Here is a 25180-nt window from a genome sequence, read left to right on the forward strand (position 1 = left end):
GCGGGCGGCAATGGCCGCCTGCCCGGCTTGCCGCAATCAGGGAGGTTTCATCATGGCCGCGGACGGCACCCTTGTCGCCGGCGCACCGGCAAGCGCCGCGAACGGGCGCGCCAATACCATGCAGCGCTTCGCCCGACGGCGATCCACCATCGCCTTCCTGATGGCGCTGCCGCTGATCGCCCTGATCGGCGGCCTCGTCGTCTATCCAGCCGGCTACGCCATGTGGCTCTCGACGCTGAACCGGCGGATGACAGCCAATATCGGCCTCGGCAATTTCGAGATCCTGCTGGATAGCGACACCTTCTGGATGGTAATCTGGCAGTCCTGCATCTTCGCCGTGGGTGCGGTGATCGCCAAGGCGCTGATCGGATTCTGGCTGGCGCATATGCTGCATCACATCCCGGCCAAGGGGCAGCGGAAGTGGCGCGGCATGCTGCTCATCCCCTGGGTCATCCCGCCGGCGCTCTCCACGCTCGGCTGGTGGTGGATGTTCGATCCCAGCTATTCCTCCATTAACTGGATCCTGAACATCTTCGCCGTGCCCGCCGTGCCCTGGCTGGGCGAGCCATGGTGGGCACGCTTCTCGGTCATCCTGGTGAATGTCTGGTACGGCTCGCCCTTCTTCATGATCATGTACCTGGCGGCGCTGAAATCGGTGCCGGACCAGCTTTACGAGGCAGCCGCCATCGACGGCGCCACAGGCTGGCAGGGGCTGCGCTACGTGACGCTGCCGATGATGCAGAACATCATCTCGATCACCGTGCTGTTCAGCCTGATTGTCACCTTCGCCAACTACGACATCGTGCGGGTGCTCACCAATGGCGGGCCGCGTGACCTGACGCAGGTCTTCGCTTCCTACGCTTTCCAGGTCGGCATCCTCTCCGGCAACCTGCCGCGCGGCGCCGCCGTGAGCCTCTTCATGTTCCCGGTGCTCGCGGTCTTCGCCTTCTTCATCCTCCGCGGCATCAACCGTCGCAATAGGGAGCAGATGTGATGTCCGCCAGCACCGCGAGCACCATCGCCTCCTACACGGGGAAGAAGCTCGGCAGCCTCCGGTCGGAGCGCCGCTGGGCGCTCTGGACGGCCTATGCCTCCCTGATCGTGGCGACGATCATCTTCCTCGCCCCGCCCTTCTACATGCTGGTCACCAGCCTGAAGAGCAGCGCCGAAATCTCGAATCTCTCGGGCAATCCCTGGATCGTCCGGGCGCCGACGCTCGAGAACTACATGGAGCTGATCGCCAACCCGCTGTTCCGCGGCTTCTTCTTCAACAGCGTGATCATCACCCTCTGCGTCGTCGCCATCTCCATGGTGATCTCGGTGCTGGCGGCCTTCTCGCTGGCGCGGATGAAGTTCTGGGGCAGCCAGGCCTTGGCGACCGGCGTGTTCCTGACCTACCTCGTGCCGGACACGCTGCTCTTCATCCCGCTCTACCAGATCGTCGGCGGGCTCGGCCTGCTGAACTCCATCTGGGGCCTGATCCTGATCTACCCGACGCTGACGGTGCCCTTCTGCACCTGGATCATGATCGGCTACTTCGCCTCCATCCCGAAGGAGCTGGACGAGGCGGCGCTGATCGACGGCGCGGGCTGGATGCAGATGCTGACCAAGATCTTCATCCCGGTGGCGCTGCCCGGCATCATCGCGGCGACGATCTTCGCCTTCACGGTGTCCTGGGCGGCCTTCGTCTACCCGACAGCCTTCGTCACCACGCCGGAGCACATGCCGCTGACCATCGGCGTCGTCTCCCAGCTCATCCGGGGCGATACCTTCGCCTGGGGCCAGATCATGGCGGGCGCGCTGATGGCGGCGCTGCCGCCGGTGGTCGTCTATGCCTTCCTCATGGATTATTACATAGCCGGCCTCACCGCCGGTGCGACGAAGGGATAAGCCGCGCCATGGCTCAGGTGCATCTGCGCAAGGTCGTCAAGGAATACGAGGGCGGCGTCCAGGCAGTGAAGGGGATCGACCTCGACATTGCCGACCACGAGTTCGTGGTGCTTGTGGGGCCGTCCGGCTGCGGCAAGTCCACGACGCTGCGGATGATCGCAGGACTGGAAGAAATCTCGGGCGGCGAGATCGATATCGGCGGCACCGTGGTCAACGACGTGCCGCCGCGCGACCGGGACATCGCCATGGTGTTCCAGAACTACGCGCTCTATCCGCACATGACCGTCTACGACAACATGGCCTTCGGACTCACGCTGCGGAAGTTCGACAAGGGCGAGATCAAGCGCCGGGTCGAGAACGCGGCCAAGATCCTCGATATCGGCATGCTGCTCGACCGCAAGCCGAAGGCGCTCTCGGGCGGACAGCGGCAGCGCGTCGCCATGGGCCGCGCCATCGTGCGGGACCCGAAGGTGTTCCTGTTCGACGAGCCGCTCTCCAACCTGGACGCCAAGCTGCGCGTGCAGATGCGCACCGAGATCAAGAAGGTCCATCAGACCGTCCGCACCACCACCGTCTACGTCACCCATGACCAGGTGGAGGCAATGACGCTCGCCGACCGCGTGGTGGTGATGAACCACGGCAAGATCGAGCAGGTCGGCCCGCCGCAGGAGCTTTACCACCACCCGCGGACGCGCTTCGTCGCCGGCTTCATCGGCAGCCCGTCGATGAACTTCATCCCCGCCCGGCTGGAGGAGGCCGGCTCCGGCCTCGTCGTCCGCATGACGGACCGGGCGGTGCTGCCGGTACCGGCCGCCCGCGCTAGCCGCTATGCGGCCCATGTCGGACGTGACCTGCTCTTCGGCATCCGCCCGGAGCATCTGACCGAGCCGCACCCGAACGAGCACCGGCCGAACATCGCCCATTTCGAGGCCGCTCCCGAGGTCGTCGAGCCGATGGGGATGGAGACGCTGCTGCACTTCTGGGTCGAGGGGCACGAGATCTGCGCCCGCTTCGACCCGGCGGTGGAAGTCGCGCCGGGCAAGCTCGCCGCCATGGCGGTCGACATGGATCAGATGCACCTGATCGACCCGAAGACGGACCTCGTCCTGTAGCCGGGGCGGAATTGAGGGGTTAAGATCGGCGCATGGCAGACTACACTCCGGTGCTGATCGGCGCCGAACCCCTCGCCGCCCTCGTGGGCAACATCTTCCGCGCCAATGGCTGCGATGCGGCCGAGGCCGACCGCATCGCCGAGCACCTGCTCGGCGCCAACCTCGCCGGGCATGACAGCCATGGCGTGGCCCGCGTGCCGCGCTACGTCGAGTGGCAGCAGGCGGGCTATGTCGTCGCCGGCCAGCAGGCCGAGGTGGTGACGGATGGCGGCGCCTTCGCCCTGCTCGACGGGCATTATGGCTTTGGCCAGACGGTGGCGCCACAGGCGACGGCGATGGGCATTGAGCGCGCGCAGCAGCACGGCACGGCCATCATCGCCCTGCGCAATGCAGGGCATGTCGGTCGGATCGGCGCCTACTCGGAACAGGCGCTTGCCGCGGGGCTGATCTCCATCCATTTCGTCAACGTCGCTGGCAGTGTCCTGGTCGCGCCCTTCGGCGGAACCGAGCGGCGCTTCTCCACCGCGCCCTTCAGCGTCGGCGTGCCCACGGACCCGCCGGTGGTGCTCGACTTCGCCACATCCCATGTCGCCGAAGGCAAGGTGCTGGTCGCCTCCAATGGGGGCAAGCCACTGCCGCCGGATGCGCTGATCGAGCCGGATGGGCGGCTCTCTGGTGACCCGCACACGCTCTATGGCGAGTATGAGCAGGTCGGGCCGCGCAATCCGGCCAATGGGCTCGGCGCGATCCGCGCCTTCGGCGAGCACAAGGGCTCGGGACTTGCCTTCATGTGCGAGTTGCTGGCTGGTGCCTTCACCGGCGGCGGCTGCTCCGGCCCGATCGATGCGCGCGGGCGAATCGCCAATGGCATGCTCTCCATTTTCATCTCGCCACAGCATTTCGGCACCGAGGCGGCTTTCAAGCAGGCGGCGCAGGATTATGTCGCCTGGGTCAAATCCTGCCGGCCGGCCAAGCCCGGTGGCGAGGTCCTGGCCCCGGGCGAGACCGAGGCGCGGTTGAAGGCGGAGCGCCTCGCCAATGGCGTACCGCTGCAGCCCGATACCTGGGCCGGCATCGTAGGTTGCGCCCGCAAGCTCGGCGTGACTGTCCCGAATTGAGCGAGGAGCTGACCGCCGCCGTGCGCTATGGCCGCTATGCGGCCATCCGCCGGCGCATGCTCACCGAAGCCTCCCGCCGCATCCCGCTGGCGAGCCTGGCGCAGCAGGCACGTGCCTTGTCGCTCTGGGATGGCAAGCAGGTCACGCCAGCGGATGAGATGCAGCTCGCCGCCGTCTTCGACCTTGGCGTGCTCGACCCGCTTGGCGAGCATGGCCGCGCCATCGATCGCCAGGCCCGGGCCGAGGCGCCCCCGCCCGGCAGCGAGGAACACCGGATGCTGCAGGCGCTGGCCGAGGCATCCTTTGGTCTGTGGCGCATTCACGGTCCCCATCCCGAGGGCGGAGTCCGGGCCGAAAGCTTCCCGGATGGCGAGGAGCTGGTGATCTGGGACCGCTTCCTCGATCGCGGCAGGGCGCCCGGCGCGCTGGTCGGCGCCCGCATCGCCCGACCGGAGGAAGACCTGCCAATGACCTGCGGCGCCGTTGTCTCGCTCGACAGCCGGGCGGTGGAGCGGCTGCTGCTGGGAACGCCGCCGCAACGGGGCCCGGTTTTTCCCAGCCTGCCCCTCACCGACGACGGGCCGTCGTTGGAGCGGTTGGTGGCAGAGCCAGCAACGCGACTGCGGCTCGCGGCCTTGGCCCGGACGCCGGGCTTCGCGGCGACGGTCTACCGCACCGCGATCGATCTCGGACTGATGGGGCCTGTCATCGGGCGAAGCCCCGGAGCCGCACAATCCCCCTGAGCGGCTTGCCGCGGCGGCGCTTCCAGCTACTCTCCCCGGCAACAAAGTCGGGGAAATTGGTCCATGCGCCGCCTGCTGCCTGCCTTGCTTGCCCTGCTGTTTGCCACCTCGGCTCAGGCCTTCCCCGACCGCCCGATCACCCTGGCCACCGGCTATGCGCCAGGCGGATCGACCGATATTGCCGCCCGGCTGCTGGCCGAGAGGCTGGCCGCCAATCTCGGGCCGGAGGCGCGGGTGGTGGTGGAGAACCGGCCGGGCGCCGCCGGGATCGTCGCCAGCGAATGGCTGCGGCGGCAGGTGCCTGATGGCCACACCATCATGCTGGTCGAGAGCTCATCCCATGCCATCGCGCCGGCCGCCCTGGTTGGCGGCACGCGCTATGACCCGGTGGCGGATTTCTCGCATCTGGGCGTCATCGGAACGGCGCCGCTGATCCTGGTGGTGAACAAGGATTTCCCGGCGAATACGGCACCCGAAGTGCTTGAGCGGTTGCGCTCCGCCCCGCCGGAGACCTTCACCTATGCGACGTCCGGCGTCGGCTCCATCGTGCACCTGGCGCCCGAAATGCTGGCACTCGACCTCAAGACCCGCTTCGTCCATGTGCCCTATCGCAGCGGCGGGCAGATGCTGACGGCGATCTTCCAGGGCGAGGGGCAGTTCGGCATCGCCGTGCTGGCCTCCGCCGCGCAGCAGGTGCGGGACGGCATGGTGCGGGGGATCGCGGTGACGGGCAACCGCCGCTTCCCCTCCTTCCCGCAACTGCCGACGCTCTCCGAGGCAGGCGTCCCGGGCTATGACATCACCACATGGAACATCATCCTCGGCCCACCCGGCCTGCCGGCAGCGGTTCAGGAGGCACTGAACCGTGCCATGGTCACATCCCTCGCCGAGCCCGCCCTCCAGCAGCGCCTGCTCACGGCCGGCGTCGATGCCTGGACCGCGCCGAACGCACCCGCCGATGCGCGGGCCTTCCTCGAGCGGGAAGTGGCAAAGTTCCGGGTCGTGGTGGAGCGGACCGGGGTGAAGCTGCAACCCTGACGTCGCCGGGAATCAGGTCTTTTCCTGGTCCGATGGCGATGCGGCCGGCGGGCCGACCAGCCGGCGGATCTCAGCCAGCATTGTCGGCGAATCCCAGGGCTGGTCGCCCTCTACCCGTGCCCGCTCGCGTCCCTGCCGGTCCACCACCAGCGTTGTCGGCAGGCCGCGCACGCCGAGCGCGCGGCTCGCGGCGCCCCGGGGGTCGAGCCAGAGACCGAGTTGGCGGATCGCTTTGTCCCGGTAAAAAGGTTCGACCATCGCCTTGCCGCCCCGGTCGGAGGAAAGGGCGAGGATCACCACCCCCTCCCCGGCCAGCGCTGCCTGGGCGCGGTCGAGAGCCGGCATTTCGGCAACGCAGGGGGGACACCATGTGGCCCAGAGGTTGATCAGCAACCCCTTGCCGGCGAAATCCGTGACGGTGTGCGGCTTGCCCTCGGCATCGGTGAAGCTGAATTCCGGTAGCGGCTTCGGCGGCGCCTCGACCAGGCGGCCAGCCCCGGCGCCGAGGGCTTTGCGCCCAAGGGCCGCGCCCGCTAGGGTCCCGGCCGCCGCCCGGGCCATCACCCGGCGGGTCGCACGCAGTCCGGAAAGCGCAGCCATCGTGTCAAATCCCACCCCTGGCAACTCCCAATGGGGCGGCCGCTTCGCCGCCGGTCCCTCCGCAATCATGCAGGCGATCAACGCCTCGATCGGCTTCGACCGCAAGATGTGGCGCCAGGACATCCGTGGCAGCCTCGCCCATGCTGCCATGCTGGCGCATGTGGGGATCATCTCGACCGAGGACGAGAGGGCGATCCGCGAGGGGCTGGCCGGCATCGCAGCACGGATCGAGGCCGGTGATTTTCCCTGGGATGAGGGCCTCGAAGACATCCACATGAATATCGAGGCGCGGCTGACCGAAGCGGTTGGCGAGGCCGGCAAGCGCCTCCATACCGGCCGCAGCCGGAACGACCAGGTGGCGCTTGACGTCCGCCTCTGGGTGCGTGACGCGATCGACGGGCTGACCGGGCAGATCGAGGACGTCATGCGGGCGCTGACCGCGCGCGCCGAGGAGCATGCGGCAACCGTGATGCCGGGCTTCACCCACCTCCAATCCGCCCAGCCCACCACCTTCGGCCACCATATGCTGGCCTATGTGGAGATGCTTTCCCGCGATCGCGGCCGGCTGGCCGATGCCCGGCGCCGGCTGAACGAGAGCCCGCTGGGTGCGGCGGCGCTCTGCGGCACCGGCTTCCCCATCGACCGGCACATGACCGCTAAGGCGCTCGGCTTCGACGGGCCGACGCGCAACAGTCTGGACAGTGTCGCCTCCCGCGACTTCGCCGCTGAATTCCTATTCGCCTGCGCCATGTGCGCGACCCATCTCTCGCGCCTTGCCGAGGAGGTGGTGATCTGGACCAACCCGTATTTCGGCTTCGTCACGCTGTCCGATGCCTACACCACCGGCTCCTCCATCATGCCGCAAAAGCGCAACCCGGACGCGGCGGAGTTGGTGCGCGGCAAGACCGGGCGGGTGATGGGCGCGCTCACCGGCATGCTGACCGTGCTGAAGGGCCTGCCCCTGACCTATGGCAAGGACATGCAGGAAGACAAGGAAGGGATCTTCGACGCGGCCGAAACCATGACCCTCTGCCTCGCCGCGACTGCGGGCATGGTACGCGACATGGTGCCGAATGCCGCACGCCTGCGCGAAGCGGCAGGGGCCGGCTTCTCCACTGCGACGGATCTGGCGGACTGGCTGGTGCGCGAGTTGAAGATGCCCTTCCGCGATGCGCACCACGTCACCGGCCGGCTCGTCGCCAAGGCCGAGGCCAAGGGCAGCGACCTCGCCGGGCTGACGCTTGCCGAGATGCAGACGGTAGAGCCCCGCATCACGGAGGCGATCTTCGGCGTGCTGACGGTGGAGGCCTCGGTCGCCTCTCGCGCCTGTTACGGCGGCACCGCCCCCGAGAATGTTCGCCGGATGGCGGCGGAGTGGCGGGAGCGACTGGCGTGACCCGGCTGCTGTTGGCCTTTCTGGCGCTGGTCCCGCTCGCCGGCTGCGGGCGGGCCGGGCCACCGCGGCCTCCGGGGCCGAGAGAGCAGATCATCTACCCTCGCGCCTACCCGAAGCCGGATCCGACACCATTGCCGCCTGGCGCGATACCGGAAGCACCACCCGCGCGACGCTGACGGGGCAACCCTCGCCGCCCCGCTGCCGTTGCTCCGCAAGGAGGACACGGCATGCGCATCCACCACCTCGATTGCGGTCCCGCCCGGCCCTTCGGCGGCGCCCTCATGGATGGCGCCAGCCCCGGTGCCATCGGTCGGCTGAGCTGTCATTGCCTGGCCATCGAGACCGACCGGCACGGCATCGTGCTGGTCGATACCGGGCTTGGCCTGCGCGACATGGCACGGCCCTGGCTGCGGCTGCCGTTGCTGAACACCGCCTTGCTGCAATTCCGTTTCGACGCGGACCGCACGATGCTCCGGCGCCTGCGGCGTCTCGGCCATTCGCCCCGGGACGTGCGGCATATTGTCATGACCCATCTCGACTTCGATCATGCCGGTGGTCTCATCGACTTTCCGCATGCGACGGTGCATGTGATGGCACCGGAGGCGAAAGCCGCCCGCACCCGGCCCGGCTGGCTTGACCGCCTGCGCTACCGCCCGGCGCAATGGGGCGATACCGCACGCTGGCGCCGCTACTCCGACCGCACATCGGGCCGCTGGTTCGGCTTCGATGCGGTGACGGAGCTGGAGGGCCTGCCGCCCGAGTTCCTGCTCGTGCCGCTGCCGGGCCATTCGGCGGGTCATGCCGGCGTCGCCATCGAAGGGCCGCGCGGCTGGATGCTGCATGCGGGCGATGCCTATTTCAACCGGGCCGAGGTGCATGCGCCACTGCCCGGCTGCCCAGCCGGCAGCGCCGCCTATGAGCGCTTCATGGCCTGGGATTCACGCCTCGCCCGAGCCAACCAGGCACGCCTGCGCAACCTTGTGGCGGAGCCGGACAGTGCCATCGCCGTCTTCTGCACCCACGACCCGGTGGAGTATGTCGCCATGGCGGTCTGGCAGGGGAATGCCAGCGCCATGCCCGAGCCACGGGTGGCGAGTGCGGCATGAACGCGCTGGGCGTCCCTGATGCCCATGGCTCGCGGAACCCAGGCCGGGCCATTGCCTCGTGCAGGCAATGCTTTCGGTCAGGTGATTCCACTGGACCGGAGTTTGCCCTAGCCTTCCAGCCAAGCGTCAAGGGAGGAAGGCATGGCTCGCCATGTCGTCGCAGCGGTCGGCGAGATCCCGCCGAATGGCCGCAAATTGGTTGAGGTGAAAGGACGGCGCATCGCGCTGTTCCATGTCTCGGGTGAGTACTTCGCCTTAACCGATCGCTGCCCGCATGAGGGCGGCAGCCTCTGCGCCGGCCGGCTGACGGGGCTTGTGCGATCGAACGAGCCAGGGCGGTATGAATATTCCCGACCGCAGGAGATGCTGGCCTGTTCCTGGCATGGCTGGGAGTTCGACATAAGAACCGGCCAAAGCTACTGCGACCCGGAGAGCATCCGCGCACGCATCTATCCGGTGAGCCTTGAGCCCGGCGAGGCGTTGACCAAAGGCCCTTTCGTCGCCGAGACGTTTCCCGTCTCGGTCGATGGCCAATACATCCTGGTGGAGGTCTGATCGTCCATGGCCGAATGGCATCGTGTCGCCGAGGAAGGCGATCTCGCCGAGAACATGCCGCTGCCGGTGCGCATCGGCGATCTCTGCATCGCCGTGGTCCGGCTGGAGGATGGCATCTTCGCGGTCAATGACATCTGCACCCATGAATACGCGCTGCTGTCGGATGGTTATTGCGAGGATGGCAAGCTGGAATGCCCGCTGCATCAGGCCTGTTTCGATATCCGCACCGGCGCGGCGCTGAATGAGCCGGCAGATGTGCCTGTCGCCACTTACAAGGTGAAAATCGAAGGTGGGGCCGTCTTCGTCGAGGCATGAGCCGACGGCTGCCGGGACGGCGTTGACCGGAATGGCGCCCGTCTGTCCAAGCATGGCGTGCCGAATCTGGCCGTTGTCCCGGCTACCTGAACCGCGATTCATTTTAGCCGGGCCACCAAAGCGAGCGCACCCTACCGAGGCGGCAGCCATTTGGCCGCGTCCGCTACGTGAAACGGGTTTTACCCCAACTGCGGCGGCCCCGCCGCTCATCCTCCCATCTGCAATCAGTTAGTGCGGCCTGGCTTAGGGCTCCAAAAGCCTGAGGTCAGACACAGCTACATAATGTTGTTAATTCAAACTTTTCAGAAAAGGGTGCGTCTCGGTAGATGAGCCGCCAGCGGAAGCACGCATTGCGCTGTTTCAACCCCATCCAATCGTCTCAAGCCTCACGACAGGGCATAGATATAACCAGGGCGAGAATCCTACAGATTCAACACACGCACTCGCGCTTTTAACCTATAAGTTTATGTTACTCGTACTAAAAGCACTTAAATTAGAGACGAAAAAATGGTCGTGTAATTATTGAAAAACTGGATAATTTCGTGACGGTGCTAATTTGCAACATATAACGGCCGTGTACCGTCCGCGACAGAGACAGAACTCAACAACTGCGATCTCGATGTTCGGGAACGGAAAAGATGGCTGTGCTCACGATTCAGGCGGAGAGTGGTACCATTACGTTGGCGGGCGACGCTGACGCGTTGGATGCCGATACCCAGGTCCGCGACCCGAGGGGCCTGTCGGAAATTTCGTATGTGCCCGGCCATGATGGGAAAGAAGGAGTTCCCCCATGGTCCGCCGCAAACCGCCTCGGATCCCCAATGAGATGCTGGACCAGCTGCTGTCCGGCGCGGATGCCCATACGGCCTTCGGCCAGGGCGGCACCGCTGGCCGCAACGAGGGCGTCGACATCGTCGGCAACAACGCCGTCATCGGCTACATCACCAATGGCGAATGGGTCGAGTACACCATCAACGTCCAGCAGGCCGGCCGCTACGCCATCACCTTCAACGCCGCGACCCCCGACCCGGGCCGCACCATCACCGCCAGCCTTGAGCAGGGCGGCACCGTCTACGAGACCAGCAACGCCGTCAGCGTGGTCGACACCAACAGCTACACCGTCTTCGCCCTCACCCAGGCGGCGCAGCTCGGCCTCAACGCCGGTGTCCAGACCCTCCGCCTCACCTTCGGAGGAGGGACGATGGACTTCCAATCCATCAATCTCGGCTTCGTGCCGCCTGATGGACAGGGTCCGGTTTCCGGAGCGCCGGTCGTGATCGGGGCGGCACCGGTGGTGATCAACGCCACGCAGTTCGGCCTCGGCGGTCAGGGCGTGGCCTATAACGACACCACCCCGAACAATGACCAGGGTGGCACCGCTGGCCGCAACGAAGGTGTCGACATTGTCGGCAACAACGCGGCTATCGGCTGGGTTTCTAACGGTGAATGGGTCGAGTACACGGTCAACGTGCAGCAAGCGGGGCAGTACGCGCTCAGCTTCACCACGGCGACACCCGATCCGGGCCGCAGCATCACGGCCACCTTCGAGCAGAACGGTGCCGTCTACGAGAGCAGCGGTGCGGTCGCGGTACCGGACACCAACAGCTATACCGCCTTCGCCACAGGCCAGGCGGCGCAGCTGGACCTCAACGCCGGGGTGCAGACCATCCGCCTGACCTTCAATGGCGGACCATTCGACGTGCAATCCCTCCGCCTTGCCCAGACCGCGCCTGCACCGACTGGCTTCGCGGCCTTCGCAATGGACGAAGGCTTTACCTTCGACGGCTTCGCCGCAAGGCAGGCGCCGGCAATGGAGGCCGGGCCCATCGAGCCGATGGCCCTGGCCAGCTACCTTGAGCCGAGGCAGCGGCGCCCAGCCCCGACGAGTCAGCCGAGCCGATGGAAGTGTCGGAGGCCGCGCCCACCCTCGTGCTCGACGAGGCACAGCAGCCGGGCTTCCAGCTCACCTGACCGGAGTGGCGGCCGCACCAGCCGCCACTTCCCCTCCCCCTGCCGCGCTCCCAGCCAAGGCGTTCCGATATGGCAAGCCCACCCCCCATGCTGCGTGCCAGCCTGTTCCGCTCCTGCCGCGGCGCCTTCCTTGGCGTTGCGCTGCTGAGCGCCTGATCAACCTGCTGACGCTCTCTGGCTCCGTCTTCATGCTCGAAGTATATGATCGGGTTCTGCCAAGCTGGTCGATTCCGACCCTGGTCGGGCTCTGCCTGGTGCTGCTGCTGCTCTATGCCTTCCAGGGCAGCTTCGACATGATCCGCTCGCGCATCCTGGCACGGGTTGGCGCAGCCCTCGATGAGGAGCTCAACCAGCCGGTCTTCCGTTCGCTCATGCGCGCTTCCATCGCCGCGCCGAAGGAGGCAAGCGGCCAGCAGGCGCTGCGAGACCTCGACCAGTTGCGCGCCTTCCTGGCGGGCAGCGGCCCCTCGGCCTTGTTCGACCTGCTCTGGATGCCTCTCTACCTTGCGGTCTGCTTCGGCTTCCATTTCTGGATCGTCATGGTAGCACTGGCCGGCGCGCTGCTGCTGGTCACCTTCACCCTGCTGACCGAACTGCTGACCGAACTGCTGACCCGCAACGCGACGCGAGAGGCAGTAAAGGCCGGCGCGCTCCGCAACGGTATCGCCGATGGCGCCCGGCGGAATGCCGAGGTGGTCCATGCGCTCGGCATGGTGGACCGCTTCGCCCGACGCTGGGGCGGGGCGAATAGCCTCTACCTGCGGCATCAGCAGGGGGCTTCCGATGTCTCGGGCGGCTTCGGCGCGGTGTCGAAGGTTCTGCGCATGCTGCTGCAATCGGCGGTGCTCGCGGTCGGCGCCTATCTAGTCATAGCTGGCGAGGTCACCGGCGGCGTGATGATCGCCGCCTCGATCCTTACCTCCCGTGCGCTGGCGCCGGTCGAGCTCGCCATCGCCAACTGGAAAGGCTTCGTCGCCGCCCGGCAGGGGGCTCGCCGCCTCTCCACGCTCCTTCAGGCAACGACGCCGCAAGCGGAGCCGATGAAACTGCCGGCCCCGCGCAAGTTCGTCACCGTCGAGCAGGCCAGCACCGGCACTCCCGGCACCCAGCGGCCGACGATCCAGGAGGTCGCCTTCCAGCTTCCCGCGGGCAGCGCCCTCGGCATCATCGGGCCAAGCGCCTCAGGCAAGTCGTCGCTCGCCCGTATGCTTGTCGGCGTCTGGCCAGCCTGGCGCGGCAAGGTGCGGCTCAATGGCGCCGCGCTCGAGCATTGGCAGCCGGAGGACCTGGGCCAGCATATCGGCTATCTGCCGCAGGATGTGGAGCTCTTCGCCGGCACGGTGGCGCAGAACATCGCCCGCTTCGAGGAGGAGGCGGACCCTCAGGCCATCATCGCCGCTGCTACCGCCGCCAATGTCCATGAGATGATCCTGCAGCTGCCGGAAGGCTATGACACGCAGATCGGCGAGGCCGGCGCCGCGCTCTCGGGGGGCCAGCGCCAGCGCATCGGCCTGGCCCGCGCGCTCTATGGCGAGCCCTTCCTCGTCGTGTTGGATGAGCCGAACTCCAACCTCGACACCGAGGGCGAGCAGGCGCTCACCCAGGCGATCCTCGGCGTCCGGGCGCGGGGCGGCATCGCCGTCGTCATCGCCCACCGACCGAGCGCCCTGGCCGGCGTCAACCTTGTCATGGTCCTGGCCGAGGGACGCGTGCAGGCCCTCGGGCCGCGGGGCGAGGTGCTGAACAAAGTGCTGCGCCCCGTTCCCGTTGCGCCCGACGCCAAGCCAGCCGCCGTCGCCCTCGTCAGACCGAACCTCAGCGCAGGAGCCGCATCATGATGATCCTTCGCCCCGAATCCGAGGCCCGGCGCTCCATCCGCCGGCACAGCCGGGTTGCCGTCACGGCTGTGGTGATACTGGTCGGCGGTCTCGGCGGCTGGTCCGTCGCCACCGAGATCTCGGGCGCCGTGGCGGCGGCCGGCAATGTCGTGGTGGAAACCAATGCCAAGAAGGTGCAGCACCCGACAGGCGGCGTCGTCGGCCAGATCCTGGCGCGGGATGGCGACCGCGTTCGCGCCGGCGATGTGGTGATCCGCCTGGACGAGACCGTGGCACGGGCGAATGCCGCGATGCTGTCAAAGGGCCTTGGCGAGCTGGCGGCCCGGCAAGCCCGGCTCGAGGCCGAGCGCGACGGGCAGGAGGCGATGGCGCCACGCCCGGACGGGCTGGATACCGAAGCCTATGCCCAGTGGCGCAGCGAGGCGAGGCTCTTCGAGCACCGCCGCCAAGCCCGCGATGGCCAGAAGGCGCAGCTGCGCGAGCGGGTCGCCCAACTCGACGAGCAGATCGCGGGACTCCGGCTGCAGGCCGCGGCCAAGGCCGATGAGATCAAGCTCATCCAGGAGGAACTCGGCGCGGTCGAGCATCTCTGGCGGCAAAACCTCGTCGCCATGAACCGGGTGACTCTGCTGCGGCGGGAGGAGACGCGGCTGCGCGGCGAGCACGGTCAGATCGTCTCCAGCGTCGCCCAGGCCCGCGGCCGGATCAGCGAGACGCAGCTGCAGATCCTGCAGATAGATCAGGATCTACGCAGCGAGACGGCGAAGGAGCTGCGCGAGGTTGAGGCCAAGATCCTTGAGATGGTGGAACGCCGCGTGGCGGCCGAGGACCAGCTCAGCCGCATCGAGATCCGCGCGCCGCAGGATGGCATCGTTTACCAGTCAGCGGTGCATACCGTGGGAGGCGTCATCGCGCCAGGCGAACAGCTCATGCTGATCATGCCGGAAGCGGACAACCTGACCGTCGAGGTCAAGGTGGCGCCGCAGGATATCGACCAGCTCCTGCCGGGCCAGGACACCGTTCTCCGCCTCTCGGCGCTCAACCAGCGCACGACGCCGGAGCTGCGTGGCAATGTCCGGGTCATTGCTGCCGACCTGATGACCGACCAGCGCTCCGGCCTGCAATACTACCCCGTGCGCATCGCCATTGCCGAGGGCGAGGAGGAGCGGCTGGGCGCAGCCAGGCTGGTGCCCGGCATGCCGGTCGAGAGCTTCATCCGGACGGGCGAGCGCACCGTTCTCTCCTACCTGACCAAGCCCATGTCGGATTATTTCACCCGCGCCTTCCGCGAGGAGTGAAGCAGCTGCTCCAGGGCTGAGGGGATTGAGGCACGCGCTGGCCGCGTCTCGCCTTGCTCGCCGATCGCTTCGGCCCAGAGTTCACCCATCATCCGGTCCTCTTCCGGCGTACCGAAGGGCACGGCGGAGCCGCCGGAATAATGGGTCATCTCGCCGAAGCGCGGCTTTCCTTCGATGAGATAGAGGTCGACGCGCACGGCATCGAAGCCGGCGCCGAGCCGGGCGGCGAGGTCGTTGAGGGCCGCGGCGGCTGGCGGAGGACCCGGATAATCCGGGCAATCCGCATGGCGGTGGCGCCCGAAGGCGAGCGGCTCCAGGGTGACGGGGTCGTAGAACAACTCGCGCCGCCGCTCGGTGAAACGCCCCAGATGGACCTGCAGCAGCCGAGGCCGGCCGCCAAAGACGTAAATCTTGTAGTCCTCCGGCACACCACCAGCCGGACCCGCAAGGAATTCCTCGACGAGGAGACGCGGCCGGATCGGGCGGTAGCCCCATTCACCGGTGCGCTCGCCGTAATTCTCGCTGAGCCAAGCCTCGGCCTGGGCCAGGATGGCGGAGCGGCAAGCAGCCGCCTTGTCGGGGACGAGAATGTTGTAGCCCGAGCCATGATTCGCCTTGAGAACGAAGCGCTGCGGCAAGGCCTCCCATGGGATCGCCGCGGCGCTGTCCCAGACGCCGACCAGCGGGGTGATATATCGCCAGCCGATCCGCTCCGCCGCCCAGGGCCGCACCGCGACCTTGTCGAGGGTCAGGGGAATCAGTGGATTACGGTCATTCAGGATCTTCCAGGCGATACGCTCATTGAAGCTGCGCGGGCGGCGGAGGTCAGGGTCGTAACCCAGCGCCTCCCGCATCATCCGGCGGAGCCGGCGGCTGGCACGCAGGCGGTCCAGCCATTCGAGCCGGTCCGCGGCATGGTGAAATACCTGACGCAGGAGCGTGAGGCCGGAGTGTCGAAGCGGGCCAGGAACAATGCTGCCGGTCTGGGTCATCTTTCCACCAAGCTGAAGGCGTCTCCTTCCAACGCTACGGGTGGCCAGGCGGTACGGATGCGAAATTGGCCGGGCCGTTCCGCTCCGGCTAAGAGAGCCTCGCATTGGCGGGTGGCGGAGCTGGAGGGTCGCAACGGAGGATGCTGTCTCCCGAGGAATGGCAGGCGGTACGGCTCAGCCTCGGCGTTGCCGGTCGCTCCGTCCTGGTCTCGCTGCTGCCGGCGGTGCTGGTGGCCTGGGCCCTGGCGCGAGGCCGCTTCCCAGGGCGGATGTTGCTCGATGCGATCGTGCACCTGCCGCTCGTGGTGCCGCCCGTGGTGGTCGGCTGGGGCCTGCTGATGGTGTTCGGCATCCAGGGGCCGATCGGCGGGCTGCTGCATGCCTGGTTCGGCATCCGCCTCGTCTTCACGACCGAGGGCGCGGCGCTGGCGACGGCGGTGATGTCCTTCCCGCTGATCGTGCGCAGCGTGCGGCTCGGGCTGGAGGGGCTCGATCCTGGGCTGGAGGCGGCGGCGCGAACGCTTGGCGCCGGCCCCGCCGATCGTTTTCTCAGCGTGACCCTGCCCCTGATGTCGCCCGGCATCCTGGCGGGTGCGGTCACCGCCTTCGCGGCGGGCCTTGGGGAATTCGGCGCGGTGATCACCTTTGCTTCCAACATCCCGGGCGAGACGCAGACCCTGCCGCTCGCCATATACAGCGCGACACAGAGCCCGGGCGGCGAGGCGGTGGCGGCGCGGCTGGCGCTTGTGTCCTTCGCGCTGGCCCTCGCCGGCCTGCTGTTGGCGGAGCTGCTGGGGCGTCGGTTGAGCCGGTGGCTGGGCCGCGGGTGATGCTGGATGTCGCGCTTCTTCATCAGTATCCGGGCTTCACCCTGGATGTCGCCTTTACCGCGCCGGGGACTGGGGTGACGGCGCTGTTCGGCCCCTCGGGCTGTGGCAAGTCGACCATCCTTGCCGCTGTCGCTGGTCTGCTGCGACCGGCGGCCGGGCGCGTGGCGCTGCATGACGATGTGATGCTCGATACGACGAGCGGCATAGCGGTGGCGCCGGAGCGCCGACGCTGCGGGGTCGTCTTCCAGGATTCACGGCTGTTCCCGCATCTGAGCGTTGAGGCCAATCTCCGCTACGGGCTGCGCCGGGCCCCGCATGGGGTGAGCGGGCCGACCTTCGCCGAGGTCGTCGGCCTGCTTGGCCTCGAGGCGCTGCTCGGGCGGCGGCCGCTCGGCCTTTCCGGCGGAGAGCGGCAACGCGTGGCGCTGGGGCGGGCATTGCTGGCCCGGCCGCGGCTGTTGCTGATGGATGAGCCGCTGGCAGCGCTTGATGCGGCGCGCCGTGTCGAGGTGCTGCCCTTCCTCGCAAGGCTGCGCGATGCGGCAGGGCTACCGGTCCTCTATGTCACTCATGCGCTCGAGGAGGTGGATGCGCTGGCCGACCATCTCGTGCTGCTGGAGGCAGGGCAGGTCCTCGCCGCCGGAACGGTGGAGGCGCTGGCGGCGCGCGCCGACCTCCCCGCCCTTGCCCGGCGGCGGGATGCGGGGGCGCTGCTGGGTTGCACCGTGCTGGCGCAGGAGGCAACGCGTGGCCTGACACGGCTCGGCTTTCCCGGTGGCGAGTTGCTGGTGCCACGTCGGCCCGGGCTGGCGGTGGGCGAGCAGCTCAGGGTCCGGCTGCGCGCGCGCGACGTGGCGGTGGCGCTGGAGGCACCGCGGGGTATTTCGATGCACAACATCATGGCTTGCCGTATCGAGGAGATCGTTCCGGCCGGAGAGGCCGAGGTGCTGCTGCGGTTACAGGTCGGGCCGACGCCGCTGTTGTCGCGGGTGACGCGGGACAGTGTCGGCCGGCTTGGGCTCGCGCCGGGATTGGAGGTCTTCGCCCTGGTGAAATCCATCGCCTTCGACCATGCGGCAGTGGCATGAGCGGCCCCCCGCGCCTGGCGCCGGTGGAGGAGGCATGCGCCCTGCTGCCCAGGCAACCGGTGATTCCACAGGTGATGCCGCTGCGGCAGGCGATCGGCCATGTGCTGGCCGAGCCAGTGCGGGCGCCAGGGCCGGTGCCGGCGGCGCCGCTCGCGTTGCGGGAAGGCTGGGCCGTCGCCGCCGCCGAAACCGAGGGCGCCGGCCCCTACGCCCCCGTGCCCCTGCCACACCTGTCCTGGGTGGCGGCCGGCCAGTTCCTGCCGCCAGGAACCGACGCGGTGCTGCCTCCCTTTGCCTGCGATGGCGACCTGGGGCTGGAGCCCGTGGCGCCCGGCGAGGGGGTGCGCCAGGCAGGCGAGGATGCCGCGGCCGGTGCGGTTCTGCGGCCAGCCGGGCATCTGCTGGAGCCGATAGACCTCATGCTGGGCATGGCGGGCATTGCCGAGGTGGCCGTACGGGCGCCGCGCGTGGCCCTGCACGGAGCGCCGGAGATGGCCGCGCTCGTGCTGATGGAGGGGGCAACCCTTGTCGAGACAGCGCCGGATCTTGTGCTGGCAGCCGGGGTGACGGCGGAGCAGGTGCTCTGTCCGGCCGTTGCGGCACGGCCCGGCGAGGCGACGGCAATCGGAATCCTGGATGGCGCTCCCGCCCTGCTTCTGCCGGCGCCGCCGGAGGCCATGCTGGCGGCTTGGTGGCTGCTGGGCCGTCCGGCCTTGCGCGCCCTTGCCGGCCGAGCTGCCCCGGCGCCGCGGCGCATGGTGCTCGGCCGCAAGATCGCCTCGCCGGTCGGCTTCACCGAGATCGTGATGCTTGGCGCCGACGGATGCGCCGTCGGTGCGCTGGGGATGGCAGCGGGCGTGCTGACGATTCCGGCTGGGCGTGAAGGCTATGAGGCCGGCAGCGTCGTTGAGGTCGAGGCGGTGTGACATCGGGCATCCGGTTCACCTTGTGACCGCCGCTCCCCTCCCCGGAGGCGGCCTGCTACCCACATCCACTCCCTGAGCAAGGCAAAGCCCCCTGATCGACCCCAGCCTCCTCGATCGTATCCGCCGTGCCGCGCGGCAGGAGCAATTCCTCGACGTCCTCTCTGCCGAAGCCGCTACGGCCCGCTTCCATGCTGCGCTCGACCTCGCCCCGCTACCGGCGGAGGAGGTGCCGCTGGCGGCGGCGCTCGGACGCGTCACCGCCCGTTCCCTGGCGGCCGTGGCCGACGCACCGCCCTTCGACCGCGCCTCGATGGACGGTTTCGCGCTGCGGGCTGCGGATACGCTCGGCGCGACGGAGGCGGCGCCACGGCGTCTCAGGCTGAATGCGGAACTGCTGACCTGCGGGGTCGCCCCCGCCATCGCCATCGAAGCCGGGACGGCGACGGCCATCGCCACCGGCGGCGTCATCCCGCGTGGCGCGGATGCCGTCGTCATGGTGGAGCAGACCGAGACGGAGGAGGGCCCGGAAGGGCCGGTGGTTCTCGTCCGTCGCGCTGCCGCGCCCGGCCAGGCCATCGCCCATGCGGGCAGCGACATCGCGCGGGGCGAGACCGTGCTGCGCGCAGGGGCGCTGATCACCAGCCGGGAGATCGGCATGCTGGCCGCGGCCGGGCTCGCCATGGTGCCGGTGGTGCGGCGGCCGCGCGTTGCCATCCTCTCGACCGGCGATGAGCTGGTGCCGCCGGGGGCGCCGCTGCCGCCGGGCGGCATCTATGACAGCAACGCCGCCATCCTCGCCGCCGCAGTCGCCGAGCATGGCGGCGAGCCGGTGCCGATGGGCATCCACCGCGACAACGAGGCGGTGCTCGAGGCGGCGTTGTGCAGGGCGCTCGAGGCCGCCGATATGGTGGTGATGTCGGGCGGCACCTCGAAAGGTGCGGGCGACGTTTCACACCGGATCCTTGGCCGCCTGCTGCCGCCCGGCGTGTTGGTGCATGGCGTGGCGCTGAAGCCGGGCAAGCCGCTCTGCCTCGGCGCCGTGGGGCGGAAGCCGGTGGCGGTGCTGCCAGGCTTCCCGACCAGCGCCGTCTTCACCTTTCAGGAATTCGCCGCCCCGGTGATCCGCGCCCTGGCCGGGCTGCCGCCGCGCAGCGAGGCCGCGACCGAGGCCTGGCTCGCAGTGCGGACGCCGAGCGAGGCGGGCCGCACGGAATATGTCATGGTCTCCCTGGCCGAGGATGCCACGGGTGGCCTTGCCGCCTGGCCGCTCGGCAAGGGATCGGGCAGCGTAACGGCTTTCTCCCAGGCCGATGGCTTCTTCGCCATCCCGGCCGAGGAGCAAGGCGCCTCGGCCGGCAGCCTGCAGAGCATCCGGCTGATCGGCGGTGCGCATGCATTGCCCGAACTCACCATCATCGGCAGCCACTGCACCGGCCTCGATGCGATACTCGACCTGCTGGCAGCGGAAGGGATACGCGGGCGCAGCCTGGCCGTCGGCAGCCTGGGCGGCCTCGCGGCGGCGAAGCGCGGCGAATGCGACTTCGCCCCGGCGCATCTGCTGGACCCGAAGACAGGACGCTACAACCGTCCCTTCCTCGCCCCGGGGCTGACGCTGGTGCCGGGCTGGCGACGGGTGCAAGGCGTGGTGTTCCGGCCCGACGACACCCGCTTCACCGAGCTTGATGGCCGGGCGGCGGTGCGACGCGGAGCGGCCGACCCCGGCCTGCTGCTGGTGAACCGCAATGCGGGATCGGGGACACGCATCCTGCTCGACGGGCTGCTCGGGGGGGCCAAGCCGCCCGGCTATGCGAACCAGCCGAAATCACACAATGCGGTGGCCGCGGCGGTGGCACAGGGGCGGGCGGATTGGGGCGTGGCGATCCGCAGCGTGGCCGAGGCCTATGGCCTCGGCTTCGCCCCCCTCACCGATGAGCACTACGACTTCTTCCTGCCCGAGGCACGGGCGGAACGTCCGGCAGTGCGCGCCTTCCTGGCCGCCCTGGCGAGCGAGGCAGGCCAGGCGCGGCTGCGGGGGCTGGGCTTCTCCCCGGCCTGATTACCGCGTTGCCCCCGGCGCCCAGAGCACGTCGCCGGCGCCGTTGCCGTTCATCCGGCGGGAAAGGACGAAAAGCAGGTCGGAGAGGCGATTCAGGTAGCGCACCGCCTCGGGGTTCACCGCCTCCTCCGCTGCGAGGGCAACCACCAGCCGCTCCGCCCGGCGTGCAACGGTGCGGCCGAGATGGGCCATGGCGGCGCCTGGCGTGCCACCGGGGAGGACGAAGCTCCGGAGCGCCGGCAGGGTGCCATTCAGCATGGCAATCTCCTGATCCAGCCGGACGGATTGCGCCATGGCCAGGCGGAGGCGGTCGCCGGCCTCCCCCGGCACGCAGAGATCGGCGCCGAGGTCGAACAGGTCGTTCTGGATGCGGGCGAGGATCGGGTCGAGTTCCGCATCGCCCGCCGTGTGCAGGCGGAGCAGGCCGAGCACGGCATTGACCTCGTCCACCGTTCCGATCGCCTCGATGCGCAGCGCATCCTTCCGGATGCGGGTGCCGTCGCCGAGCGAGGTTTCGCCCGCATCGCCGCCGCGAGTGGTGATGACATCCAGCTTGACCATGCGAGGCCCCTATCGTTGCAGGCGAAAATCGACCGAGGTGCGGATGCTGCCCGAGACCGGAATGCCGTCCCGCGTCGCCGGGCGGAAGCGCCAGCGCAGCACGGCACGTTTCGCCGATTCGTCGAGCGCCGGATAGCCGGAGCTGCGGATCACCTCGACTTCGTCCACCCGGCCCTCCGGGCTGATGCGCAGGAAGACGGTGACTACGCCCTGCTCGCCGCGTTGACGGCTTTCATAGGGATAGTCGGGCGTCGGGTTGCGAAAGCCATCGGCCAGGCCGGGCGGCGTGACGGCACCGAGGGCGGGAGCGGCGCCGCTGGTCAGCGGCTGCGGCCCGGCCGGGCCGGCCGGCGGCGGGGCGGCCGCCTGGGCCGCAGGGGCAGGCTGCGCCGCCGGGCGCGGCGGGGCCGGGCGGGACCGCTGCGGCTGGGGCTGGGGCTGCGGCTGGGGCGGCGGCGGGTCGGCGGGCGGCAGTGGCAGCACCTCCGGTTCGGCCTCGGGCTGTGGCGGTGCTGATTCCGGTGGAGGTGGCGCCGGCTGAGGGGCAATGGGTTGCGGAGGCGACGGTGCCTCGGGCGGCGGAGGCGGCAGGGTGACCGAATCCGGCATCACCGGGGGCGGCAGCAGGGCGGCCAGTGGCGGAGGTGGCGCCGAAAGGATGGGCGGCGGCGGCAGGGCTGGCGGCGGCGGTGGCGGCTCGGGCTGTGCCGGAGCCGCGGGCTCGCTCGGCTCGTCCTGTACCTCGCCGATCTGTTCCTGCCAGACCACCTCGACCGACTGATCGGGCGGTGGCTCGGGCCGCCTGGGGCGCTGGAGCAGCAGCAGGATGGCGGCCAGCGCCGCTGCGTGCAGCGCGAATGAGGCACCGGCAGCCCATGGCATGCGCCCCGCCGCGGCGCTCACAACACCAGCACGCCGTGATGCTTGGCCTTGCCCTCAGGCTCGACATGGATGGTGATGATGGCGCCCTCGATCTCCGCCTTGAGCGCCGCCTCGACCCGGTCACAGATGGCATGCGCCGCATCGACCGTCATCGTTCCCGGCACCACCAGATGGAATTCGATGAAGGTCAGCCGCCCGGCATGTCGGGTGCGGAGGTCATGCGCCTCGATGGCGCCCTCGGCATGGGTGGAGACGGCGCCGCGGATGCGGGCAAGCAGGCCGGGCTCCACCGCCTCGTCCATCAGCCCGCCGACGCTTTCCCGCACCAGGCGCCCCCCGGACCACAGGATGTTGAGCGCCGTCAGCGCGGCCAGCAGAGGATCGATCCAGAGGATGCCGGTCAGCGCCACCAGCCCGACCCCGGAGATGACACCGAGGGAGGTCACCACATCGGCAACCAGATGACGGGCATCGGCCAGCAGGGCCGGGGATCTCCCGCGCCGGCCCTGTCGGAACAGCAGCACCGCCCAGGCCGCGTTGATGCCTGTGGCGAGGGCGGAGACCATGAGGCCCAGGCCGGGTTGTTCCAGCGCCCGAGGCACCCGCCAGGCGCTCCAGGCCTCATGCAGGATGGCCACGGCCGCAATGACGATCAGCGCGCCCTCAAGCACGGCGGAGAAATACTCCGCCTTCGTATGGCCGTAGGGGTGGTTCGCGTCGGCCGGCATGGCGGAGTAGTGGACCGCCACCAGCGCGGCGATAGCCGCTGCCACATTCACTACGCTCTCCAGCGCATCGGCCAGCAGGGCGACACTGCCGGTCAGGGCCCAGGCGCCGAGCTTCAGCGCGAGCACCAGCGCGGCGATCACAACGCTGCCAATGGCGAAGCGGACGGTGCGGCTCATCGGCGCCCGTTCGAAGGTATGGCGGTGGGGACCAAGCAAGGGGCTCCGGAACGGCGGGTGTTTTGACCCCACAGGCTGCGGAGGGGCAAGCCCCCAGCACCGGGGTTGGCGGTGCTGTCCCTTAGCTGCCTATCTAGTGGCGCCACAGCCTGCCATGCCATGATGCGGCACTGCACAACGGAACGGCACCATGCCCCTCTCCTCCCCCGAGCCGCGCGAATTGCTGCACCTGCGCGACATCCAGTTGCGTGGCTACCACCGCGCGGACGGTCTGTTCGATATCGAGGCCCATCTGGTCGATACCAAATCCTATCCTTTCGAGAATGACGACCGTGGGGCGATCGAGCCTGGTGACCCGCTCCATGGCATGTGGCTGCGTCTCACGGTGCGGGAGGATCTGGAGATCGTCGCCTGCGAGGCCGCCTCCGACCACACGCCGTATTCCATCTGCCCGCAGGCCGCGCCGAATTTCGGCCGGCTGGCCGGGCTGCGGATCGGTCCCGGCTTCAACCGCGCGGTCAACGAGCGCGTCGGTGGGGTGCATGGCTGTACCCATCTGCGCGAGGTGCTTGGGCAGATGGCAACGGTCGCCTACCAGACGCTCTACCCGATCCGCGCCCGGAAGGAACGGGAGGAGGTGGCGCGCATCATGGCCGCCGGCGGGGTACCGGAGCGGAAGCGCCCCTCGATGCTCGGCAGCTGCCTCGCCTACGCGCCGGACAGCCCGGTCTCGCTGGCGCGCTGGCCCTGGCTGAAGGAGACGGCCACGACGGAGTGACCGGCTGGCGGCTCAACCACCGACCAGCCGGCCGCCGGTCATGGGTGCCGCCACCCCCGTCGTCCCGGGGAAGGTGATCGGCAGCCCGCGCTGTACCCGCGCCGCCAGCACCCCAAAGGCCTGGGCCTCCAGCGCATCGCCGTTCCAGCCGACGACCTCCACCGGGCGGACCGGCGCCTCCAACGCCGCGGCAAGGGCCCGCATGATGGCCGGGTTGCGCCTTCCACCGCCGCAGACCAGCCACTGCAGCGGCGGCGCCGGAAAATGCCGTGCCGCGGCGGCCACGCAGAGGGCGCAGAAGGTGGCCAGCGTCGCCGCGCCGTCCTGCGGCGAGAGCCGGTCAGCCCCGGCCTCCTGCAAGGCTCGGCTGAAGTCCAGCCGGTCGAGGGATTTCGGCGGCAGCGCCTCAAGATAGGGGTGTGCCATCAACCGTCCGAGCACGGCGCCATCCGCCTCTCCGGCCAGGGCCAGCAACCCGTCCCGGTCATAGTCGCTGCCGGTCGATTTGCGGGCCCAGTCGTCCAGCGGGCCATTGGCCGGGCCGGTGTCGAAGGCGATCAGCGGCGCCTCGCCGGCTTCGCCCGTCCCGATCCAGGTGACATTGCCCACCCCGCCGAGGTTGAGCACCGCGAGCGGCTTCGGCAGCGCCGCGGCGAGCGCGGCATGGACCACCGGCACCAGCGGCGCTCCCTGGCCACCGGCTGCGACATCGGCCGAGCGGAAGTCGTAGGCGACCGGCAGGTTGCTGAGCCGGGCGAGCAGCGTGGCGTCGCCGACCTGCCAGGTACGGCCCGGCGCCCGCAGGGCCTCCGCCGCCGTCGCGGCATTGCGGCCGGGGCGGATGGGTGGCGGGCGGTGCAGGATAGTCTGGCCGTGGAAACCGATGAGGTCGGCGCCCTCGCGGAAGCTCTCCCAGGCCAGTTCGCGGATGCGGGCCACGGCATCGGCGTGGCGGTCGGTCAGGCGGCGGACGCAATCGGCGAGGAAAGGGTCGTCCGGCAGAAGATCCGGCGCCAGGTCGAGCAGGCGGCGGAGGTCACGGCGGAGGGCGGGGTCGTAAGGAAGCGTCACCGTGGGCCCGATCCGGCCGATCGCCTCGCCATCCGTCTCCACCCAGGCGGCATCCACGCCGTCCAGGGAGGTGCCGCTCATCAGCCCGATCGTTCTCAGCATCGGGATCGT

General features: G+C 69.0%; 24 protein-coding genes. 18 read left to right on the forward strand and 6 right to left on the reverse strand.

Features of this window, described 5'->3' with window-relative positions; all coding sequences use genetic code 11:
* Window positions 1–52 precede the first annotated feature (52 nt).
* The 6 genes from BLR02_RS15655 (at window position 53) to BLR02_RS15680 (ending at window position 5901) form a co-directional block, all read left to right on the forward strand.
* Window positions 53–994 carry a carbohydrate ABC transporter permease gene (locus BLR02_RS15655; protein ID WP_090663868.1) on the forward strand — a complete coding sequence of 314 codons (942 nt, stop codon included), beginning with the start codon at window positions 53–55 and terminating at the stop codon, window positions 992–994.
* Window positions 994–1890 carry a carbohydrate ABC transporter permease gene (locus tag BLR02_RS15660; protein WP_090561757.1) on the forward strand — a complete coding sequence of 299 codons (897 nt, stop codon included), beginning with the start codon at window positions 994–996 and terminating at the stop codon, window positions 1888–1890. Before BLR02_RS15655 ends, BLR02_RS15660 begins: the two co-directional genes overlap by 1 nt.
* Before the next feature lie 8 nt (window positions 1891–1898).
* Window positions 1899–3002, forward strand: a complete 1104-nt coding sequence (locus BLR02_RS15665) for an ABC transporter ATP-binding protein (protein ID WP_090663869.1) — start codon at window positions 1899–1901, stop codon at window positions 3000–3002.
* Window positions 3003–3034: 32 nt separating this feature from the next.
* Window positions 3035–4120, forward strand: a complete 1086-nt coding sequence (locus BLR02_RS15670; protein ID WP_090561753.1) for a malate/lactate/ureidoglycolate dehydrogenase — start codon at window positions 3035–3037, stop codon at window positions 4118–4120.
* On the forward strand, window positions 4117–4863 hold the full coding sequence (locus tag BLR02_RS15675) for a hypothetical protein (protein ID WP_090663870.1): 747 nt from the start codon (window positions 4117–4119) through the stop codon (window positions 4861–4863). The genes BLR02_RS15670 and BLR02_RS15675 overlap by 4 nt, the downstream gene beginning before the upstream one ends.
* Window positions 4864–4926: 63 nt before the next feature.
* Window positions 4927–5901: a Bug family tripartite tricarboxylate transporter substrate binding protein gene (locus BLR02_RS15680; RefSeq protein WP_090663871.1), complete on the forward strand. Its 975-nt coding sequence runs from the start codon at window positions 4927–4929 to the stop codon at window positions 5899–5901.
* A gap of 12 nt (window positions 5902–5913) precedes the next feature.
* Here the strand turns inward: BLR02_RS15680 and BLR02_RS15685 are convergent, their stop codons facing one another.
* Window positions 5914–6501 carry a TlpA family protein disulfide reductase gene (locus BLR02_RS15685; protein ID WP_245704811.1) on the reverse strand — a complete coding sequence of 196 codons (588 nt, stop codon included), beginning with the start codon at window positions 6499–6501 and terminating at the stop codon, window positions 5914–5916.
* A 1-nt stretch (window position 6502) separates the two neighbouring features.
* Here BLR02_RS15685 and argH point away from each other — a divergent pair, with 1 nt between their 5' ends.
* From argH to BLR02_RS15725, 7 genes are all read left to right on the forward strand, one after another.
* The gene (argH, locus tag BLR02_RS15690; protein ID WP_281201072.1) at window positions 6503–7897 is read left to right on the forward strand and encodes an argininosuccinate lyase; all 1395 of its coding nucleotides are present in this window, start codon (window positions 6503–6505) and stop codon (window positions 7895–7897) included.
* A 227-nt stretch (window positions 7898–8124) separates the two neighbouring features.
* Window positions 8125–9003 (forward strand): MBL fold metallo-hydrolase, encoded by an 879-nt coding sequence (locus tag BLR02_RS15700; protein ID WP_090561747.1) that lies wholly within the window; start codon window positions 8125–8127, stop codon window positions 9001–9003.
* A 141-nt stretch (window positions 9004–9144) separates the two neighbouring features.
* Window positions 9145–9558, forward strand: a complete 414-nt coding sequence (locus BLR02_RS15705) for a Rieske (2Fe-2S) protein (protein WP_090561745.1) — start codon at window positions 9145–9147, stop codon at window positions 9556–9558.
* 6 nt (window positions 9559–9564) lie between these two features.
* A complete protein-coding gene (locus tag BLR02_RS15710) occupies window positions 9565–9873 on the forward strand; it encodes a non-heme iron oxygenase ferredoxin subunit (protein ID WP_090561744.1) in 309 nt (102 codons plus the stop codon).
* Window positions 9874–10783: 910 nt separating this feature from the next.
* Window positions 10784–11992: a carbohydrate-binding protein gene (locus tag BLR02_RS15715; RefSeq protein ID WP_281201074.1), complete on the forward strand. Its 1209-nt coding sequence runs from the start codon at window positions 10784–10786 to the stop codon at window positions 11990–11992.
* A gap of 13 nt (window positions 11993–12005) precedes the next feature.
* Window positions 12006–13682 (forward strand): type I secretion system permease/ATPase, encoded by a 1677-nt coding sequence (locus BLR02_RS15720; RefSeq protein ID WP_456303797.1) that lies wholly within the window; start codon window positions 12006–12008, stop codon window positions 13680–13682.
* Complete coding sequence (locus BLR02_RS15725) at window positions 13679–14980, forward strand: HlyD family type I secretion periplasmic adaptor subunit (protein WP_090663874.1); 1302 nt, start codon at window positions 13679–13681, stop codon at window positions 14978–14980. The genes BLR02_RS15720 and BLR02_RS15725 overlap by 4 nt, the downstream gene beginning before the upstream one ends.
* Here the strand turns inward: BLR02_RS15725 and BLR02_RS15730 are convergent.
* Entirely contained in the window at window positions 14950–15972 is a 1023-nt protein-coding gene (locus BLR02_RS15730) for an ATP-grasp fold amidoligase family protein (RefSeq protein WP_176849608.1), read from the reverse strand. The genes BLR02_RS15725 and BLR02_RS15730 overlap by 31 nt on opposite strands.
* Window positions 15973–16112: 140 nt before the next feature.
* On the opposite strand from BLR02_RS15730, the gene modB reads away from it, so the two are divergent.
* The 4 genes from modB (at window position 16113) to BLR02_RS15750 (ending at window position 20872) form a co-directional block, all read left to right on the forward strand.
* On the forward strand, window positions 16113–16802 hold the full coding sequence (gene modB, locus BLR02_RS15735; protein ID WP_090561738.1) for a molybdate ABC transporter permease subunit: 690 nt from the start codon (window positions 16113–16115) through the stop codon (window positions 16800–16802).
* Complete coding sequence (modC, locus tag BLR02_RS15740; RefSeq protein ID WP_090663936.1) at window positions 16802–17890, forward strand: molybdenum ABC transporter ATP-binding protein; 1089 nt, start codon at window positions 16802–16804, stop codon at window positions 17888–17890. Before modB ends, modC begins: the two co-directional genes overlap by 1 nt.
* Window positions 17887–18816: a molybdopterin-binding domain-containing protein gene (locus BLR02_RS15745; protein WP_090663876.1), complete on the forward strand. Its 930-nt coding sequence runs from the start codon at window positions 17887–17889 to the stop codon at window positions 18814–18816. Before modC ends, BLR02_RS15745 begins: the two co-directional genes overlap by 4 nt.
* Window positions 18817–18934: 118 nt before the next feature.
* Complete coding sequence (locus tag BLR02_RS15750) at window positions 18935–20872, forward strand: molybdopterin biosynthesis protein (RefSeq protein WP_245704821.1); 1938 nt, start codon at window positions 18935–18937, stop codon at window positions 20870–20872.
* Here the strand turns inward: BLR02_RS15750 and BLR02_RS15755 are convergent, their stop codons facing one another.
* From BLR02_RS15755 to BLR02_RS15765, 3 genes are read right to left on the reverse strand one after another with little or no spacing between them, the layout of a single operon-like run.
* Window positions 20873–21433: a cob(I)yrinic acid a,c-diamide adenosyltransferase gene (locus BLR02_RS15755; RefSeq protein ID WP_090663878.1), complete on the reverse strand. Its 561-nt coding sequence runs from the start codon at window positions 21431–21433 to the stop codon at window positions 20873–20875.
* A gap of 9 nt (window positions 21434–21442) precedes the next feature.
* Window positions 21443–22315, reverse strand: a complete 873-nt coding sequence (locus BLR02_RS15760) for an energy transducer TonB (RefSeq protein ID WP_090663879.1) — start codon at window positions 22313–22315, stop codon at window positions 21443–21445.
* A 17-nt stretch (window positions 22316–22332) separates the two neighbouring features.
* A complete protein-coding gene (locus tag BLR02_RS15765; RefSeq protein WP_090663937.1) occupies window positions 22333–23220 on the reverse strand; it encodes a cation diffusion facilitator family transporter in 888 nt (295 codons plus the stop codon).
* A 190-nt stretch (window positions 23221–23410) separates the two neighbouring features.
* Between BLR02_RS15765 and BLR02_RS15770 the strand changes: the two genes are divergently transcribed.
* Window positions 23411–23998, forward strand: coding sequence for a DUF2889 domain-containing protein (locus BLR02_RS15770; protein WP_090663880.1), 588 nt, complete (start codon window positions 23411–23413; stop codon window positions 23996–23998).
* A gap of 12 nt (window positions 23999–24010) precedes the next feature.
* Here BLR02_RS15770 and BLR02_RS15775 read toward each other — a convergent pair whose 3' ends face one another.
* Window positions 24011–25168 (reverse strand): anhydro-N-acetylmuramic acid kinase, encoded by a 1158-nt coding sequence (locus BLR02_RS15775; protein ID WP_090561883.1) that lies wholly within the window; start codon window positions 25166–25168, stop codon window positions 24011–24013.
* Between the last annotated feature and the right edge of the window lie 12 nt (window positions 25169–25180).

It is taken from the genome of Belnapia rosea, assembly GCF_900101615.1.
Lineage (GTDB): Bacteria > Pseudomonadota > Alphaproteobacteria > Acetobacterales > Acetobacteraceae > Belnapia > Belnapia rosea.